Source organism: Sphingobacterium sp. HMA12, assembly GCF_002933815.1.
In the GTDB taxonomy this organism is placed as follows: domain Bacteria; phylum Bacteroidota; class Bacteroidia; order Sphingobacteriales; family Sphingobacteriaceae; genus Sphingobacterium.
Window position 1 is genome coordinate 23,260 of sequence record NZ_BEYR01000005.1, and the last position, 18,297, is coordinate 41,556.

Sequence of the window (18,297 nt, forward strand, 5' to 3'; positions counted from 1 at the left end):
AATAAAGCCAGGGGTAATCCACTGGCTTATTTAACAAAAATCTGAATAAGCAAACACCAATTACGCAATACCACGATGATAAAGAACTTTATAAAAACAGCCTTTCGTAACCTTTGGAAAACCAAAGGTTACAGCTTTCTCAATATATTTGGGTTAGCGATAGGCATTGCAGCAGCTTCGTTGATCTTTTTATGGGTAGAAAACCAATTGAGTTACAACGATAACTTCCCAAACAAGAAGGACATCTACGTTGTCAAGTCAAAACAGACCTATGAAGGTGCAACCTTTGTTTTCGAATCAACCCCCGGTCCCCTGGCACAAAATATAGCGAAAGAGATTCCGGGTATCAAGCATGCCGTACGTATGACCTGGAATAGCCCAATGTTGTTCTCTGTTGGTGACAACAATTTATTCCAAAATGGGTTATATGCTGACCCGACCCTCGCAGATGTACTTTCTCTTGAATTTATGGAGGGAGACCGTAAGACCGCGTTTGACAAAGTAGATAACATTATTTTATCAGAATCTGCTGCGAAAAAATTATTTGGCAATCAGCCAGCCCTTGGTAAAACAGTAAAAACCAATAACAAAGAACTCTACATCGTTTCAGCTATCACAAAAGATCTTCCTAAAAATAGCAACTATGAATTTCAATGGCTAATTCCTTTTAAAAAATTTGAGACTACTCAAGAACAGCTAGTTAACTGGGGAAACAATAGCATCCAGACATTGATCCAAGTTGAAGAAAATGCAAATATTGACCGCATCAACAAACAGCTAATGAACTATGTCAAAAACAAGACCAATGGTGAGGTTACTTTTTCACAAAACTTCCTTTATCCAATGGAAAGATGGATTACGTATAACCGTTTTGACAACAGTGGAAATGAGATTGAAGGAAGCTTAAAAAATATTCGTCTATTCACCATTATTGCCTGGATCGTTTTACTAATTGCCTGCATCAATTTTATGAATCTCGCTACTGCCAGATCCGAGAAAAGAGCAAAAGAAGTCGGAATGCGAAAAGTGGTTGGCGCAAGTCGCCAATCGTTAATTAGTCAATTTCTTGCAGAATCTTTGGTCCTAGCCGCTATTTCCTCTTTAGTCGCTATTTTACTGATCTATATTTGTATTCGGCCATTTAACACCTTGATTGGCCAAGACCTTCAGGTCGATTTATTAAAACCGATACATCTTGCCTTTATCGTCACAATCACTTTAATCTGTGGACTATTTGCAGGAAGTTATCCAGCATTCTTTCTGTCTGCTTTTAAACCACTATCGACGATCAAGGGAGCAAAGCAGAAAACTGGGACCGGAAGTCTAATACGCAAGGGATTGGTTGTGCTACAGTATACCGCCTCAGTTGTACTGATCATTTGTACAATCATCATTTATCAGCAGATACAACATAATAAAAATAGAGACCTAGGCTTTGACAAGAGCCAGGTATTGACCACCACACTGCAAGGTGACATGGCCAAACATCTTCCTCTGATCAAAAACCAGCTCATAGCAACGGGGCTGGTAGAACAGGTAGGTGTCAGTGATGTGAGTATCCTCAACATTTACAATAACACATCTGGTTTCAATTGGGAAGGAAAAGATCCCAACACAAGTATTCTAATCGGAATGCTGCGCGCAGATGAAGGATTAGTACCAGCATTAGATCTTAAAATGTTTGATGGAAGAAACTTCCACGCCAACTTACTAGGAGACAGCACTTCGGTTCTTATTAATGAAACTCTGGCTAAATTAATCCGCAAAGATGGTCATGTAGTGGGTAGTATCCTTAATTACGGCGAAGAAAATTATACCATTGCCGGAGTCGTCAAAAACTTTGTTTATAACAACGTATATGCCGATCCAGATCCGATGTTATTTATTCCCTTGGTCAGAGAGAACGGTCTACTAAATATCCGAACAAAAGCCGGAATTGATCTACCACAAGCTATTCAGCAAATTGAAAAGATTATTGTAAAAAATAATCCCGGATTTCCTTTCGATTACAAATTTTTGGATGAAACCTTCAATAGCAAATTTCAGGCTGAACTTTTTATACAACAGCTATCCAGCGTATTCGCCATCATATCTATTATTATCTCGTGCTTGGGCCTATTTGGTTTAGCCGCCTTTGCTACAGAACAACGTGCCAAGGAAATCAGTATCCGCAAAGTACTAGGAGCGTCAGTTTCTAGGCTTATCCAGATGCTCAATCGTGAATTTATTATCCTTATTGGTATCTCCTGTATTATTGCTTTTCCAATTGCCTGGATTTTTATGCACAAATGGCTGGCAGACTACGCGCATCATATCACAATTTCCTGGACAGTTTTTGTGTTGAGTGGACTAGCTGCAATAGTAATAGCTTTATTGACGATCAGTTCGCAGGCCTTTAAAGCTGCAATTGCCAATCCGACCAAAACACTCCGAGACGAATAAACAGACAAATAAACAATTTGAGAAGAATATAATTAAACAGAATAATAACCGCCTAAAGCGATTGCCAGGCAAAAAAAATAAAACCATGAGCGCAAAAAATATGATTAAAATAACCAATCTTCAAAAGTATTACCGCACAGAAGAAGTAGAAACTGTCGCATTAAACAATTTAAATATTCACGTGAAAGAAGGTGAATTTGTTGCCGTGATGGGTCCTTCTGGTTGTGGCAAATCAACTTTACTGAATATTATCGGTTTATTGGATGATTTGGATGAGGGAAGCTACCTGTTCAACGAGATTGAAGTCGCGAAATTCAAAGAACGTGGCCGTTCAGATTTACGCAAGCACAATATAGGCTTTGTATTCCAGAGTTTTAATCTGATTGATGAATTGACGGTATTTGAAAACGTGGAACTTCCTCTTGTCTATACCAATGTCCCGGCAGCCGAACGTAAGAAACGTGTCGAGGAAGTACTGGAGAAAGTACAGATCATGCACCGCCGCAACCACTTTCCGCAACAGCTTTCCGGAGGACAGCAACAGCGCGTGGCTGTAGCTCGTGCTGTCGTCAATAATCCCAAACTGATCCTTGCTGATGAGCCTACCGGTAACCTGGATTCCAACAACGGTAATGAAGTGATGCAGCTCTTAACAGAATTGAACGAAGCCGGCACAACCATCGTGATGGTAACGCACAGTGAACATGACGCCAAATTTTCGGATCGTGTCATCCGTATGCTGGATGGTCAGGTCATTATGGAAACAACATCATTAGGATCCTAGCAAAGCTAGCGGCCCATTTTAAGGACAAGAAATGTTCTTAAATATCAAGAGCGCTTACCAATAGCGGATCAAGAGCTATTAAACGAGTTTAAAGTATAAAACGATGAAAGGTTTAAAATTAATTTTAAGACAATGGGGACGTAACCGTCTCTTTACCTTCCTTAATATCATCGGTCTAGCGATCGGGATCAGCGCAAGCTGGGTGGTATTTCGAATTGTCAACTACGAATTCAGTTTTGACCAGAATCATCCCGGCAAGGAACGGATTTATAAACTTTACTCGGCCTTTAAGGAAGGTGAAAATATACACCGTTTTGATGGGACCCCCTACCCTCTAGGTGCTTATCTCGGTGCTAATTTAAAGAAGGATCTGACCGGATTGGAATTGGTTGCACCTATCGCTAACCGATCATTTGAAAGCATCAAGGTTAAGCGTTCCGATAATGAAACCTTGGAGTTCAATGAGCAGGACAAAATTGTTGCAGCCACTACGGACTATTTTAAACTTGTTTCCTACAAATGGATTGTTGGTAATCCGAATACCGCACTCAAAAACAACAATGAGATCATCCTGACGGCCTCACGTGCAAAACAATATTTCCCCGATGCAGACTTAAAATCCCTTCTCGGCAAGACTATGCAATACGATGATCAGCTCCTTACTGTGGTCGGAGTGGTCGCCGACTTAGACTATCCGAGCAGTTTTGTCAATAAGGAATTTATACGTGTAAACCCCAATCCTCAGGAAGCAGAAAATTGGGAGAATTCAAGTTCAAATTTCCATGTTTATGTTAAATTAACCGACAACGGAAGTGCCGCGCAAGTCACTGGCACTGCAACCAAAAAGTTCAATGAGATGGTGGGTGATAAATTTAAACAGCACAATATAACTGCTGGTTACGAATTAGCTCCGCTTAATGAATTACATTTCAATAAACTCATCCTAAACAGCAGCGACAAGCAGATCATGTTTGGACTTATTGGCATCGCGGCATTTTTGCTCATACTGGCTAGCATCAATTACATCAACTTGACGACAGCCCGCGTTCCCGCCCGGGCCAGGGAAATCGGCATTCGAAAAACATTAGGCGAGCAACCCCGACACTTGACATTGTCTTTTATCAAAGAAACCTTTTTAACCTGTCTATTTGGGCTATTATTCTCCTGGCCATTGGTCAAAATATTTGAACTTACCTTTAGTTCATATCTCCCGGAAAATATAAATGCCTATTCAGATAGTCTACCTGTGTTTATCTTTCTAGTGTGGCTTATTATCCTACTAACGTTGATTTCAAGTCTGTATCCAGCCGTCCTTATTAATAAAGTCCATGTCGTCGAAGCCATAAAAATACATACGGCCGATAAAATTTCCTTTGGTGGTATTTCACTTCGAAAGATTCTCATCGTCTTTCAATTTGTGATCGCTCAGGCTTTTGTTGTACTGACTGTGATCATGGGTTTACAGCTCCAACATGCCTTAAACAGCGATGCTGGCTTTCAGGATGATGCTGTTATTACCCTCAAACTACCCTATAAAAAAGCAGAAGATTCAGGCAAAAGTCCGTTTCTTTTGAAAGAACTTCTTCGAAAATATCCTGAAATCGACCAGGTTTCGCTAGGCCACCTCCCAATGAATAACGACCAATGGGGAAATAATATCATAATGCAGAGCGATACCGGTCAGGTTCTGGTCAATATGCCTTTTAAATATATCGAAGAAAATTACCTGGATGTATTCAAAATGAAACTACTGTCAGGGCGGGCGCTCAAACTTTCGGATACAACCTCAGGAATACTGATCAATCAAATGGCCATTGGTAAGTTTGGATTTAAATCCCCTACTGAAGCCGTTGGAAAAACCGTTTCCGTAAACGATCGTCTAACGACAATTGTCGGCGTACTGGCCGATTTCCATAACTTTAATCTTCACGCCCCATTAGAACCCCTTGCTATGCAAATATCAACCAACAAGGGCACGCTGCAGAATATTAATATTAAATTAAATGGAGATCCAAAAAAATGGCGTCAGGCGATTGCATCCATAAAAAATGAATGGAAAAACGTATATCCAAATGCACCGTTTACCTACCAATTTTATGATCAGCGGATCAAAGAACTCTATGAGAAAGATTATCGCTTTTATAAAATAATCAATTTGTCAACATCCATTACTATTTTGCTAAGTTGCCTGGGATTGATTGGATTAGTGACATTAACCACACATCAACGGACAAAAGAAATCGGTATACGGAAAATTCTGGGGAGCACAATCAGTGGAATTGTGCTATTGCTATCCAAAGATTATATCAAACTAATTATTATTTCGATCCTAATTGCTACACCAATTGCCTGGTTAGCGATTGATAAATGGCTAACAGATTTTGCTTTTAAGATAACACTCAGCTGGTGGATGTTTATCGTTCCGGCGATAGTAACTATTGGCGTAGCGTTTTTAGCCATGAGCTATCAATCCGTCAGTGCTGCCCGTGCAAATCCTGTAGATAGTTTAAGAGATGAATAAAGAGACATTTTATAAAATAAACCCAATAAAACTGAATTGTAATGAGTAATATAAAATTGATTTTTAGACAGCTTTGGCGTTATCGTCTTTTTACTTTTTTAAATATATTGGGGCTCGCTATTGGGATAAGCGCCTGTTGGTTTATTTTTCGTATTGTCAATTATGAATTTAGTTTCGACCGAAAGCATCCTGAAAAAGAGCAGATCTACAAAGTATATTCGCATACACAACACGAAAATGAAAGTGGAGATTTTGACGCTGTACCCTTTCCTCTTGCGTATTACTTAAAAGAGAACACACAAGATGCCGAATTGGTCGTGCCTTACTATAATCGTTATTTTGAAGTCGTGACGCCTTCATCCAAAGGTGAAGCACCGACAGAATTTGCAGGACAGGAAAAGATTTTCGCGACCACTGCCGACTATTTTAAAATGGTCCCTTACAAATGGCTTGCCGGAAGTCCGAATCAGCTTTTCAAACTCCAAAATGAGGTTGTCCTTACCGCATCCCGCGCAAAAGCCTATTTTCCCAAGCTGCAAAATCAGGATATTATTGGCAAAACCATTTCGTATGATAGCACGCAATTTACGGTATCGGGAATTGTCGAAGATCTAAGCTATCCAAGTACTTTTATTGGTAAGGAATTTATCAAAATACCTGATCAAGATCCAAATATGGACAATTGGCTCATGCTGATGAACTACTACCAGCTTTTTGTTAAAGTCAAATCGTCTGATCATATCCACAATCTTGAGAACATCATCAACCGTAAGACACTGGAAATGAATGGCGAGGAATATAAAAAAAGAAATATTAAACGAAGTATCCGTTTCTCGGCGCTGTCTGACCTCCACTTCAATCCTATTATACAGAATCACAGCAATATCAAAGTGCTCTATGGCCTTATCGGAATAGCTATTTTTCTACTTGTTCTGGCTGCTATCAATTACATCAATCTAAGTACAGCAATGGTACCTATGCGTGCACGCGCTATCGGTATCCGAAAAACATTGGGTGAACGGGAAATTTACTTGACCCGAAGCTTTTTGACAGAGACTTTTTTGATCGCGCTATTTGCGTTATTTCTTTCCTGGCCATTGACAAAAATGATGGAATTGCTGCTCAGTGATTTTATCCCGCCAGACATCAACAACTACAACGATCAGTTCAACCTCCTATTATTCGTCATTGGATTGCTCGTCTTAATTACATTATTTGCGGGAATATATCCATCGATACTGATCAACAAAGTAAGATTGATCGAAGTGATGAAAATAAAATCACTGTCAAACAATTCCAACAAAGGGGTATTTCTCCGTAAAGGTCTGATTATCTTTCAATTTATTATTGCACAGATTTTCCTTATTGGCACGTTTGTGATCAGCATTCAGATCAAACATATGCTCAAAAGCGATTTAGGCTTTGATCAGGATGCTATAGTCACCGTATCAATTCCAAATAGAAACGCCGATAAAGCGACAACAGATCCATTTGTTTTTAAGCAGGCATTAGCTAAATATCCCGGAATCAGCCGTGTTTCCTTGGGGCATTTTCCTATGGACGACAGTTATTGGGGTAATCCGATTCGCAAATATGGCGAAGAGGAAAGTAAAAATCAGTTTATGCAATACAAATTTGTGGATCAGGATTACATTGACCTTTACCATATCAAATTGCTTGCAGGTCGTAAACTGTCGATGTCCGACACAAGTTCGGGTATTGTAATCAATGAAAGAGCCATGACAGAATTGGGCTTTAAAAACGCTGACGAAGCAATTGGACAGGCTGTTGTATCCCGCGACAAAAACGTTAAAATTGTTGGTATCATAGCCAATTTCCACAGCAAAGATCTCCACCAGCAATTGAACCCCATTGTGATGGAGGTTTCGACCAATAGAGGTCCACTGGGACATATTAACGTTCGCTTGGACAGTGATCCTAAAAAATGGCCAACTGCACTGGCAAACCTCGAAAAAGAATGGAAAAGTATCTATCCAAATGCAAAATTCAGCTACCGTTTTTACGATCAGGAGATCAAATCCCTTTACGAGACTGACATGCGATTGTCCAAGATTATCAATTTGGCGACCGCAATCACCTTATTGCTGAGCTGCCTTGGTCTCGTCGGTTTAGTGACGATAACAACCGTACAACGCACAAAAGAAATTGGAATCCGCAAAGTATTGGGAAGTTCGGTTACCGGTATCATCGGTTTACTGTCCAAAGATTACATCAAACTAATTATCATTTCAATTTTGGTATCGACACCAATTGCGTGGTGGGCCATGCATGAATGGTTACGTGATATTCCATTTAAAATTGAAATACAGTGGTGGCTATTTTTTATCCCGGCGATACTCACGATAGTGATCGCATTTATGACATTAAGTTTCCAATCATTGCGGGCTGCCCGTGCAAATCCGGTAGATAGTTTAAGAGACGAATAGAACAGTAAAGAGGCACAATAATAATCAATGCAATAAACACCTATCCTCATGATAAAGAATTATTTAATAACGGCAATCAGAGAATTAAGGAAAAGAAAATTCTATACCGCTATCAATATATTAGGTTTATCGGTCAGTCTTACAGCCTCGATATTAATTATTCTATGGGTACAGGATGAACAAAGTTTTGATAAATTCCATCCAGACTATGAACAGATCTACAAAGTCAATTCTCATTTGGATCCCGAGCACAATGGCGCGATATGGGGTATCTCACCGGGTCCGATCGGAAACTATGCACAAAATATACCTGAGGTGGAGTATGCGACACGCGTTTCACAGGATTATAGTATCACACTGGTCAATGATAAGCTGAAACGTCCCGTAACGGATATAAACATCTATTATGTTGATGATAATTTTTTCAACATATTTCACTTCCCTTTGCAAGAGGGTTCCCTATCAGGTTTTCAGGCAAATTACAAACAGGCACTTATCACCCCATCGATAGCAGAAAAGCTTTTTAGTAGCCAGCAGGTTATCGGAAAAACTTTCCGTTATCAGAAAGATCTATTCACCGTGGCGGGTATCCTAAAAGATCTCCCACAAAACTCCTCGATGCAGTTTGACGTGGTTATTCCATTGGGTTATTATGCACAGCGGTTTACAAAATCGGGCGGTAATGGCAAATGGAAAACAATCGATGAAGATATGGGCAATTACAGTTTTTCAACTTATGTTAAAGTCAAACCCAACGCTTCTGCAGCACTTATCGGTAAATCTGTCACCGACTCCTATACCAAAGCCCGCGACGGCGAAAATTCAACTGTATTTGTTTTAGACCCCTTAAAAACCATGCATCTAATTGCACCCGACGGGAATAAATCAACGCTTCGCATGGTGCAGATTTTTGGGATCATAGCGGTATTGCTGCTGGTCATCGGGTCGGTAAATTATGTCAATCTGAGCACCGCAAGGGCATTAGATCGGTCGAAAGACGTTGGTATTCGCAAAATAATCGGTGCCAACCGTCTCCACCTATTCCTACAATTCATTACGGAAACGGTTGTTGTATTCCTTTGCTCACTACTAATCGCTTTCATTCTTATATTCATCCTTCATACAGGATATAATCAGATCACACAAAAATCAATCAGTTTTACCTTCCATAATACCGCGATATGGCTATACATTGGGATCGCAATTATAGGGACACTGGGTCTATCTAGTATATACCCTGCGATACAACTTTCATCATTCAATCCAATCCATTCGTTAAAAGGAAAATCCGTAAAAGGTGTTTCCTCAAATACGATGCGTAAAATATTGGTGGTTTTCCAATTTACGCTCTCCGTGACACTGATTGTATGTACCCTAATGATCCGAAACCAATTGGCTTTTATCCAAAAGATCAATCTCGGCTATGACAGAGATCATGTCATGAGCCTTCGTCTTCCACAGGAAGCCTATAAACATATGGATGCGATACGGACCGAACTCAAAAACAACAACGCTATTCAGGCTGTTTCCTTGTCCAGTGTTTACAATATGACGGATTACGGAAATGCAACCAGCGATATCGAATGGCCGGGCAAGTCTAAAGACAACAAACTGATTGTTGCTCAGGCCACCATTGATAAGGATTTTATCCCTCTAATGAATATACAATTTCTGGAAGGAAAAAACTTTAGCGGCATGCCTGCTGATTCATCTGGATATATCATCAATGAGACCTTGGCAAAACAAATGAGCTTAAAACCGCCATACGTGGGATTAAATATGAGTTTTCATGATATCCCGGGAAAAATTATCGGTGTGGTAAAAGACTTTCACTTCAAATCCATTAAAGATAAAATAGGACCGCTGGTCTTTTGGACGCGTTATGGAGGTGGCACTGTATATGTCAAAACAAGTACGACAAAAGCTCCTGAGGCCATTAAGGCATTAGAAAAGATCTATAATCGCTATCCTTCCGATGCTCCATTTAATTATACATTCATTGATCAGCAGTTTGACAATTTGTATAAATCGGAACACCGCACCGGCCTGTTATTCAACATTTTTGCGGGCATCGCAATTTTTATATCCGCTTTGGGCCTGTTTGCGCTGGCAACGCACGAAGCACAAATGCGCATAAAGGAAATCGGAATCCGCAAGGTACTTGGAGCAAGCACCTTTGGTGTCGTCAGACTACTGGGCAAAAATTTCGTGATCCTCGTTTCCATTGCTATTTTGATCGCATGCCCTATCGCGGTTTACCTGATGAAACAATGGTTGAGCAATTTTGCCTATAAAACAGATTTGGACGTACAAACCTTTATCCTCGGAAGTATTTTGGCCTTGCTGATCGCAATTATCACCGTTAGCTATCAGGCCGTTCGCGCAGCTTTGAGCAATCCAGTAGACAGCTTAAGAGACGAATAATTTTCAATATAAAAGTAATCGAAGAAAAATCCATCAGTCGGGATTTGAACAATAGGTTAATAATCGATTAATATCAAAAAGGAAAGACTTACAATGGTTAAGACATACATTAAAATAGCCTGGCGCAACTTAGCAAAAAATAAAATGTTGAGCGGTATCCATATTTTTGGATTGGCTATCGCTATAACAACTGCTACCTTACTTTATCTGACATCGATGCATGAATTGTCATATGACAAATTTATTAAGGAATATGAGCGAGTAGGATTGATTTATTTTCAGACACAACCTGAAAATAGCATCAACTACAATGCTACGATGGCAGCTCCGATGCATGACATTCTAAAATCAGAAATACCAGAAATTAAATATCTTAGTCGTTACCTTCATAGTGTGCTGCAGCTTCGCAAAGGTCAGAAACAATTAACGTTGAGCAACAAATATGTAGATGCAGATTTCCTTCCTATTTTCAGTTTACCGATGTTATCGGGAAATAATAAAGCACTCGATAATCTAGATCATATTGTCCTTGACGAACAGACAGCAAAGAAACTCTTTAATAGCAGTGATGTGATCGGTCAGCAAGTTGAAGTCAATTTAAATGGACAATGGGAGGCTAAGACTGTTAGCGCTGTCTTGAAAACTTTACCAAGCACTTCAAGCCTTAACTTCAACACGCTGCTACGCTTTGAAAAAAATCCCAATTACCCGTCTTATAAAGATAGTTGGGATCAACAGGATCATGTCCTATTTGCAAAAATGAATTCGGAGAACGCGGATGATTATATTTTCAGTCAAGCAGCTCGATCGTCTATGCAACAACATTTAAAAACGAGCAGTGACAAATTAAAACGTAGTGGTGCATTACCCGATAAAAGGGGGGACTATATTTCCCTCCACATTCTGCCCATGTCCGAATATCACCTAAACTCCCTTGGGTTAGGGAATGGTGGATCTCCTACTTTTCCATGGATGTTGTTACTGATTGCTGGACTGATTTTATTTGTTGCAAGTTCCAATTTTGTTAATCTCTCTCTCGCTAACTCGATAGTCCGCAACCGCGAAATCGGTACACGAAAAACTTTAGGTAGTACTATTGGCCAATTAATACTGCAATTATGGACCGAAGCTCTACTCCTTTGTGTGATAGCACTTAGTTTAGGCATAGGTTTAGCTTGGTTAGTACTACCTGAGTACAACGCGATGACTAATTATAAGCTAACCTTTGTTCAACTGTTTACCTTGCCTAATTTTATCGTTTTTGTTTTAGTATTTATCACACTAACGTTATTTACTGGTGCATATCCTGCATGGCGCATAGCCCGCACCAATCTTATACAGAACCTCAAAGGTACCGCAAGAGTTAGAGCAGGACGGTTACGCAATAGTCTTACGATACTGCAATTCAGCATCGCCATGGTTATGATTGTGGCTACCATAGTTGTAGGAAGCCAACTCCATTATATTGCCAATCGTCCATTAGGTTTTGATAAAACTGAAGTGGTAAGCATTCCAATAGGCAGCGGTATAGATCCGGAAATAGCGCTCCAGCGAATGCTCAACGAACTGGCGTCGCAACCCTGGGTAAAGAGTGTGAGTGCGTCAGATATGAATATCGGCCGAGGAAGAGATGGAAGCACGGGTACCAGTATGATCGGATTCGAACATAATGGAAAGCAGATTCATACGAATTTCATGTGTATAGATTACGACTACTTAAAAACGCTAGGCATCCGATTGCTTGCTGGAAGGGACTTTAATCGTAATTTTAGTACCGACACTACGGCTGTGCTTATTAATAAGCAGATGGCTGAGGCGTTAGGTGGCATAGATAAAGTTCTCGGCAACAGCATCGATATGAATGGCAAACCTAGGGTTATTGGTGTGGTCGATAACTTCAATTTTCAGGATCTATACAAAAAAGTAGGTCCATTAACGCTTGTCATCAATCCACATGGCTTCCCTGTAGAATATATTTTTGTGCGTATACAAACCGATAATTTATCTAAAAGCATTGCCGATATTGAACAAATTTGGAAAAAAATTAACCCCAAAGCCAATGCATCTCCTTCCTATCTGGATGAGAACACAGAAAATATGTACAACGCCGAACAGCGTTTTTCCCGTATCATAATCGCCGGAGCAACAGCAGCCGTTATGATAGCCTGCTTGGGATTATTCGCTCTGGCGCTGTTGACCATTAATCGCCGAATAAAAGAAATAGGTATTCGAAAAGTATTAGGATCTTCGGTATCTGCTATTGTCTTATTGTTATCCCGAGATTTTGTAAAACTACTTTTCATCGCTTTTGCCATAGCGGCGCCTATAGCATGGTGGATGCTAACTAAATGGCTGGAAGACTTCGCCTACCATATTGAACCGAGTTGGTGGATGTTTGCGCTTGCCGGCACAACAACAATAGGCCTTGCCCTGTGCACAATCGGCATACAGGCCTTTAAAGCAGCACGTGCTAACCCGGTAGATAGTCTAAGAGATGAATAAAAGAAGCTCAATAGTGATCAGAGAAAGTGATGGGTATCAGAAATGATCCCATTACGATCTCTAAACGATTATTTCATCAACAAACAAAGGGCATTAACTCCATACATAGTTTAAAATACGAATACATAAGATAATGAAGAGCTCATAAGGCAATTACTAGAAACAGGTAACCTACATAACTGAATAAATTAAAAAACAGCAACCATGATACAAAATTATATTAAAATAGCCTGGCGCAATATTCTCAAAAATAGAGGTTATGCCACCATCAATATAGTAGGCCTCGCCATTGGCTTGGCTTGCTGTTTATTAATTGTTATTTATGTACAGAATGAACTTTCCTACGATAAATATCATGTCAACAAAGACCGCATTTTCCGCGTCGTACATGACTATAAAGAAGTCGGTAGTACAGAACAACATCAGATCTGGGGAAATGCCCCGATCGGAGAAGCCCTGAAAGCCGACTTCCCAGAGATAGAGAAGATCGTTCAATTCTCCGGGCAAACGTCCATCCTATTCAAACAAGGAGAAAATAGGTTCCAGGAAGAAAATGTATTTTTCATGGATTCTACTGCATTTGATGTGTTCAGCTGGAAAATTTTAGCCGGCGACCCGCATACAGCACTAAAAAATGCCTATTCAGTTGTATTAACAGAAAGCACCGCTAAAAAATATTTCGGCGACCAGAATCCTATTGGTAAAACCATTGAAGGCGGGCTCGCTGCCGGCCGCGCAGATGCAGGCTTATATACCGTAACTGCTGTGATGGCAGATGTACCGGCCAACTCACACTTTACCTTCGATGCTCTGCTCTCAATGAGTACATTCCGAAAAGCAAGACCTGATGTCTTTGAAAAAGAAGGTTGGGGCTATGTGGACTTTTACACATATTTTCTCGCCTCAAAAGACTTTGATCCAGTAAAATTCAATCAAAAAATACCTAATTTTCTCAAGCGACATATCCCGGTGCAAGAAAATGCCAATTCAAGATACAATTTCCGTCTTGAGCCCATGCTTCAGGCTTATATGCATTCTGCAGCAGATCGTCAGCCGGGAACGACTGGTAGCTTTCAAAATTTGTATATTTTCGCGATCATCGGCGGATTTATATTGCTGATCGCCTGTGTTAACTTTATGAATCTTGCAACTTCCAGATCCATGGAACGTGCCAAGGAAGTCGGTGTCCGAAAAGCAATCGGCGCAAATAAAGCCAATCTGATTTTCCAGTTTATGGCTGAATCGTTGGCGCTTGTTTTTCTCAGCGGATTATTGGCAATTGTTCTTGTACTTGCTTTTCTCCCTTTTTTAGAAGCATTTTCTGGAAAACACCTGACCTATTCCGCATTGATGAATGGTACTACTTGGGCAATATTCATTTTAGCAACAACCGTCACCGGACTTTTAGCGGCAAGTTACCCTGCATTGATCTTGGCAAGCTTTAAACCGATTAAAGTCCTTAAAGGAGCTTTTAGCAACAGTAAAGGCGGGACTTTGTTACGTCGGAGTCTCGTCGTTTTTCAATTCTGCCTTTCCATTGCACTGATTGCAGGAACTGTGATCGTATTTTCGCAATTGAATCAGTTGCAACAGCAAGACCTTGGATTTCAAAAAGCACAACGGCTAGTCATCGATTACAACTTTGACGAAAAAGTCAACAACAACTTAGAAGCAATCAAAAATACACTCGCAAAAGATAAAGATGTACAGTCGGTGACAGCTTCACGCACCGTTCCGGGAACTTTCTTTCCAAATGCCGGAACAGAAATTATGTCAACAGATGGAAAAATGACCAATTTCGCTCCATCACTCTATGAAGTAGATATAGACTTTATCCCAAATATGGGCATCAAGATGGCTGCGGGAAGAGCTTACTCACGCGATTTTCCAGCAGATAGCGCCCATTCACTTATCATTAATGAATCTGCAGCCAAATTATGGGGCTATTCAAACCCACAGGATATCATCGGAAAACAATTTAGACAATGGGGCAAAGAAGGTACGGTCATCGGCGTTGTAAAAGATTTCAATTACCTGTCCCTGCATCGCAAAATTGAGCCTCTAGCGCTACGACTTGAGCCAAGTAGCAGCCGTTATCTAGCCGTTAATTTACAACATGTCAATCAACAAACGATCGACAGAATCGGTAAATTATGGACTGAACTCGCTCCCCATCGTCCCTTTTTGTACAGTTTCTTAGATGATAATTTTAACCGTCAATACGAAGCCGATTTTAATTTTAGAAGACTCTTTACCGCATTTTCAAGCCTTGCCCTTTTCATTGCTTGCTTAGGTTTACTTGGACTGGTGACTTATACGGCGCAACAGCGCACCAAAGAAATCGGAGTGCGGAAGGTTCTCGGCGCATCCATCTATAATTTGGTGCTATTGCTTTCCTCTGACTTTATCCGACTATTGGTCATCGCAATTTGTATCGCCACACCATTATCGTGGATAGCAATGAACAAATGGCTGGACAACTTTGCGTACCATATTGAACCAAAATGGTGGATGTTTGCTTTTGCAGGGTTGTCCGCCGTTGTCATTGCCCTGATTACCGTTAGCTACCAAACATTTAAAGCCGCGAAAGCAAATCCGGTCGATAGTCTAAGAGATGAATAGATAAGAAAGAAAAGTTATGATCATCATAAAATAATTAACAATGAATACGCTTATATTAAAATCAGCTGTTCGCCAGCTTTTGAAAAATAAATTATTCTCTCTGTTGAACATTGTCGGATTGTCTATTGGCATTACCTCCTGTTGGATGATATTCAAAATTGTTAATTATGAATACAGCTTCGAAGAGGGAATTCCAAAACTGGAACGCAGTTTTCGTTTAATATCTAAATTTGGTAATGAGGGAAAAGCGACTTATAATTCAGGCGTCGCAAAGCCATTTCATCAGGCCATAAAAAAAGAAATTCCCGGAGTCGAATTAGTGGCACCGGCATTTCGAGATTATGGTATATCTGCTGTTACCATCAACAAAGGTGCTGCTGATCAGAAATTGGTAGAAGATTTTGCCGATGCTGATGGAAATGTTATTGAAACGACAACAGATTATTTTAAACTCGTGGGCTACAAGTGGCTCGCCGGTTCGCAGGAAAACGCATTTACTACACCTGATAATCTGGTATTGACCCAAAAACGGGCAGCGCTATATTTCCCTAATCAGCCAGTAGACCAGTTAATCGGCAAAACTATCTTCTATAACGATACAATCCCTAAAACTATTTCAGGCGTGATAGCTGATCTGGATTTTAACAGCGAATTCAATGGCACCGAGTTTATGCCGGTTAAAGATGAAATGTATCCGCTCTATGTTTGGACAAATGTCAGTGGTACAAACCGTCTATATATCCGTTTGAAAGATGGTGTTAAAAATACCGATATCCAAGCAGCCATAGCAAAAATAGGCAAGAAAAATTGGATCGCGTTTCAAGAAGCGCAGAAGGCCGAAAACGAATATAAGTGTCAAATAGAAGTGATGCCGCTCAAAGAATCTCATTTTGCGGCACATGTACAGGATTGGAAAGGCGAAAAGACAAGCAAAACACTTATTTATGGGCTGGTAGCGGTTGCTATTTTCTTAATGGCTCTTGCCTGCATTAATTACGTCAATCTCAGTACCGCACAACTCCCGGCACGCAGCAAGGATATTGGAGTCCGCAAGACATTGGGAAGCAGTCAGGGTACATTGGTTCTTCAAATTATTTTCGAATCCCTTATCACCATTTTTATAGCACTCTTATTTTCGGTCTTATTGTCCAAACTCGCATTCCACTATTTTCAGGAAATGATCCCCAATAAAGTGCAGAGTTTTACCAGTTCAGGTTCATCTAGCTTATTTATCGCTATCCTGCTCGCAGTAACAACGGGAATAGCCGCAGCTTATCCGGCTTGGTTAATCAAAAAGGTACAACCTGTCAATCTATTTCGGGCAGGAAAACAATTCCAGATTGGAAAGACGCAGATCAACTTGCGTAAAACCCTCATTGTCTTTCAGTTTTTTATTGCACAATTCTTTACTGTATCGGCCCTGATCATCGGCCAGCAGCTATCGTATACATTGAACAAAGAAATGGGATTTAATAAAAACGCTGTTGTCACCTTGGATATGCCATATAAATTGGTTGATAAATTTTGGAACAAAAGTATAGACCAGCAAAAGAAACAGACTTTGCTCAATGAAATCAAAAAAATCAAAGGCATCTCCGCTGCTTCAGTGGGCACGCTACCATTAACCGATAATTATTCCTCCTCATGGCTTCATTTCCAAGATCCTTCGGGCAAAGAAAAAGTCTCATCCGATGTTTACTTTAAAAATGCGGATCCCAATTATATTGAAGTCTATGACATGAAATTAATAGCAGGAAATAATCTTACGCAGTCAGATACCACCAATTCCTATGTAATTAATGAATCTGCCGTCAAAGCTTTTGGGTTTAAATCGCCACAAGAGGCACTCGGCAAATACATTGGTCAAGGACAGAGCACCTACCCTATCGTCGGTGTAATTAAAGATTTCCATGCGCAAAATTTCTATACAGAAATCAAACCTTTAGCATTGTGTAGTTTTAGCTTCGGATCCTACACTTTCAATATGAAATTATCAGGTAACAGTAGTGAATGGAAATCCGCCATTGAAGATATTAAAAAAGTATATGCTCGGTTCTTCCCGGAATATCCTACCGAAATCAAATTCTACGATGAGACCATTGCCTCTCTTTATCAAAAGGAGCAAAATATGGCCAAACTGATCAACTGCAGTACAATCGTTGCCATCCTAATTGGTTGTTTGGGACTATTTGGACTTATCACATTAGCAGCCTTTCAACGTAGCAAAGAGATCGGGATCCGAAAAGTTCTGGGCGCTAGCATTCCCATGATTTTTCATTTGCTGGCCAAAAATTTCATACAGTTGATTTTGATCAGTATTCTCATAGCGGCACCACTAACTTGGTGGCTGAGCAATAAATGGCTGGAAGACTTTTATTACCGCATAGATATTTCAGCGGCTCCATTTTTGCTCGGAGCGGGCCTATCGCTATTCGCAGCAGTTTTTACCGTTAGTTTTCAGGCCGTAAAAGCAGCTATTCAAAACCCTGTCAATAGCCTTAGAGACGAATAAATAGTATAATCCAGAAAAAACTTTATATATAGCACGAAACAAA

The 18,297-nt window shown here is 40.2% G+C and carries 8 protein-coding genes; all 8 read left to right on the forward strand.

Annotation, left to right across the window (positions count from 1 at the left end; all coding sequences use genetic code 11):
- Positions 1–75 precede the first annotated feature (75 nt).
- On the forward strand, positions 76–2,442 hold the full coding sequence (locus tag HMAT_RS21190) for an ABC transporter permease (RefSeq protein WP_104384860.1): 2,367 nt from the start codon (positions 76–78) through the stop codon (positions 2,440–2,442).
- A 100-nt stretch (positions 2,443–2,542) separates the two neighbouring features.
- Positions 2,543–3,226, forward strand: coding sequence for an ABC transporter ATP-binding protein (locus tag HMAT_RS21195; protein WP_104385115.1), 684 nt, complete (start codon positions 2,543–2,545; stop codon positions 3,224–3,226).
- A gap of 103 nt (positions 3,227–3,329) precedes the next feature.
- Positions 3,330–5,747 carry an ABC transporter permease gene (locus HMAT_RS21200; RefSeq protein ID WP_104384861.1) on the forward strand — a complete coding sequence of 806 codons (2,418 nt, stop codon included), beginning with the start codon at positions 3,330–3,332 and terminating at the stop codon, positions 5,745–5,747.
- A 41-nt stretch (positions 5,748–5,788) separates the two neighbouring features.
- Positions 5,789–8,194 carry an ABC transporter permease gene (locus HMAT_RS21205; protein WP_104384862.1) on the forward strand — a complete coding sequence of 802 codons (2,406 nt, stop codon included), beginning with the start codon at positions 5,789–5,791 and terminating at the stop codon, positions 8,192–8,194.
- Between the two features lie 48 nt (positions 8,195–8,242).
- Positions 8,243–10,618 carry an ABC transporter permease gene (locus HMAT_RS21210; RefSeq protein ID WP_104384863.1) on the forward strand — a complete coding sequence of 792 codons (2,376 nt, stop codon included), beginning with the start codon at positions 8,243–8,245 and terminating at the stop codon, positions 10,616–10,618.
- Positions 10,619–10,711: 93 nt separating this feature from the next.
- Complete coding sequence (locus HMAT_RS21215) at positions 10,712–13,120, forward strand: ABC transporter permease (RefSeq protein WP_104384864.1); 2,409 nt, start codon at positions 10,712–10,714, stop codon at positions 13,118–13,120.
- Positions 13,121–13,324: 204 nt separating this feature from the next.
- Positions 13,325–15,742 carry an ABC transporter permease gene (locus tag HMAT_RS21220; protein WP_104384865.1) on the forward strand — a complete coding sequence of 806 codons (2,418 nt, stop codon included), beginning with the start codon at positions 13,325–13,327 and terminating at the stop codon, positions 15,740–15,742.
- 40 nt (positions 15,743–15,782) lie between these two features.
- Complete coding sequence (locus HMAT_RS21225; protein ID WP_104384866.1) at positions 15,783–18,254, forward strand: ABC transporter permease; 2,472 nt, start codon at positions 15,783–15,785, stop codon at positions 18,252–18,254.
- Positions 18,255–18,297: the final 43 nt, after the last annotated feature.

What these genes read in the sequence shown, in the direction of transcription:
- HMAT_RS21205 (WP_104384862.1), top strand. Translation starts at nt 5,789, where the DNA reads ATGAGTAATATAAAATTGATTTTTAGACAGCTTTGGCGTTATCGTCTT.
- HMAT_RS21220 (WP_104384865.1), top strand. Translation starts at nt 13,325, where the DNA reads ATGATACAAAATTATATTAAAATAGCCTGGCGCAATATTCTCAAAAAT.
- HMAT_RS21195 (WP_104385115.1), top strand. Translation starts at nt 2,543, where the DNA reads ATGATTAAAATAACCAATCTTCAAAAGTATTACCGCACAGAAGAAGTA.
- HMAT_RS21190 (WP_104384860.1), top strand. Translation starts at nt 76, where the DNA reads ATGATAAAGAACTTTATAAAAACAGCCTTTCGTAACCTTTGGAAAACC.
- HMAT_RS21215 (WP_104384864.1), top strand. Translation starts at nt 10,712, where the DNA reads ATGGTTAAGACATACATTAAAATAGCCTGGCGCAACTTAGCAAAAAAT.
- HMAT_RS21210 (WP_104384863.1), top strand. Translation starts at nt 8,243, where the DNA reads ATGATAAAGAATTATTTAATAACGGCAATCAGAGAATTAAGGAAAAGA.
- HMAT_RS21200 (WP_104384861.1), top strand. Translation starts at nt 3,330, where the DNA reads ATGAAAGGTTTAAAATTAATTTTAAGACAATGGGGACGTAACCGTCTC.
- HMAT_RS21225 (WP_104384866.1), top strand. Translation starts at nt 15,783, where the DNA reads ATGAATACGCTTATATTAAAATCAGCTGTTCGCCAGCTTTTGAAAAAT.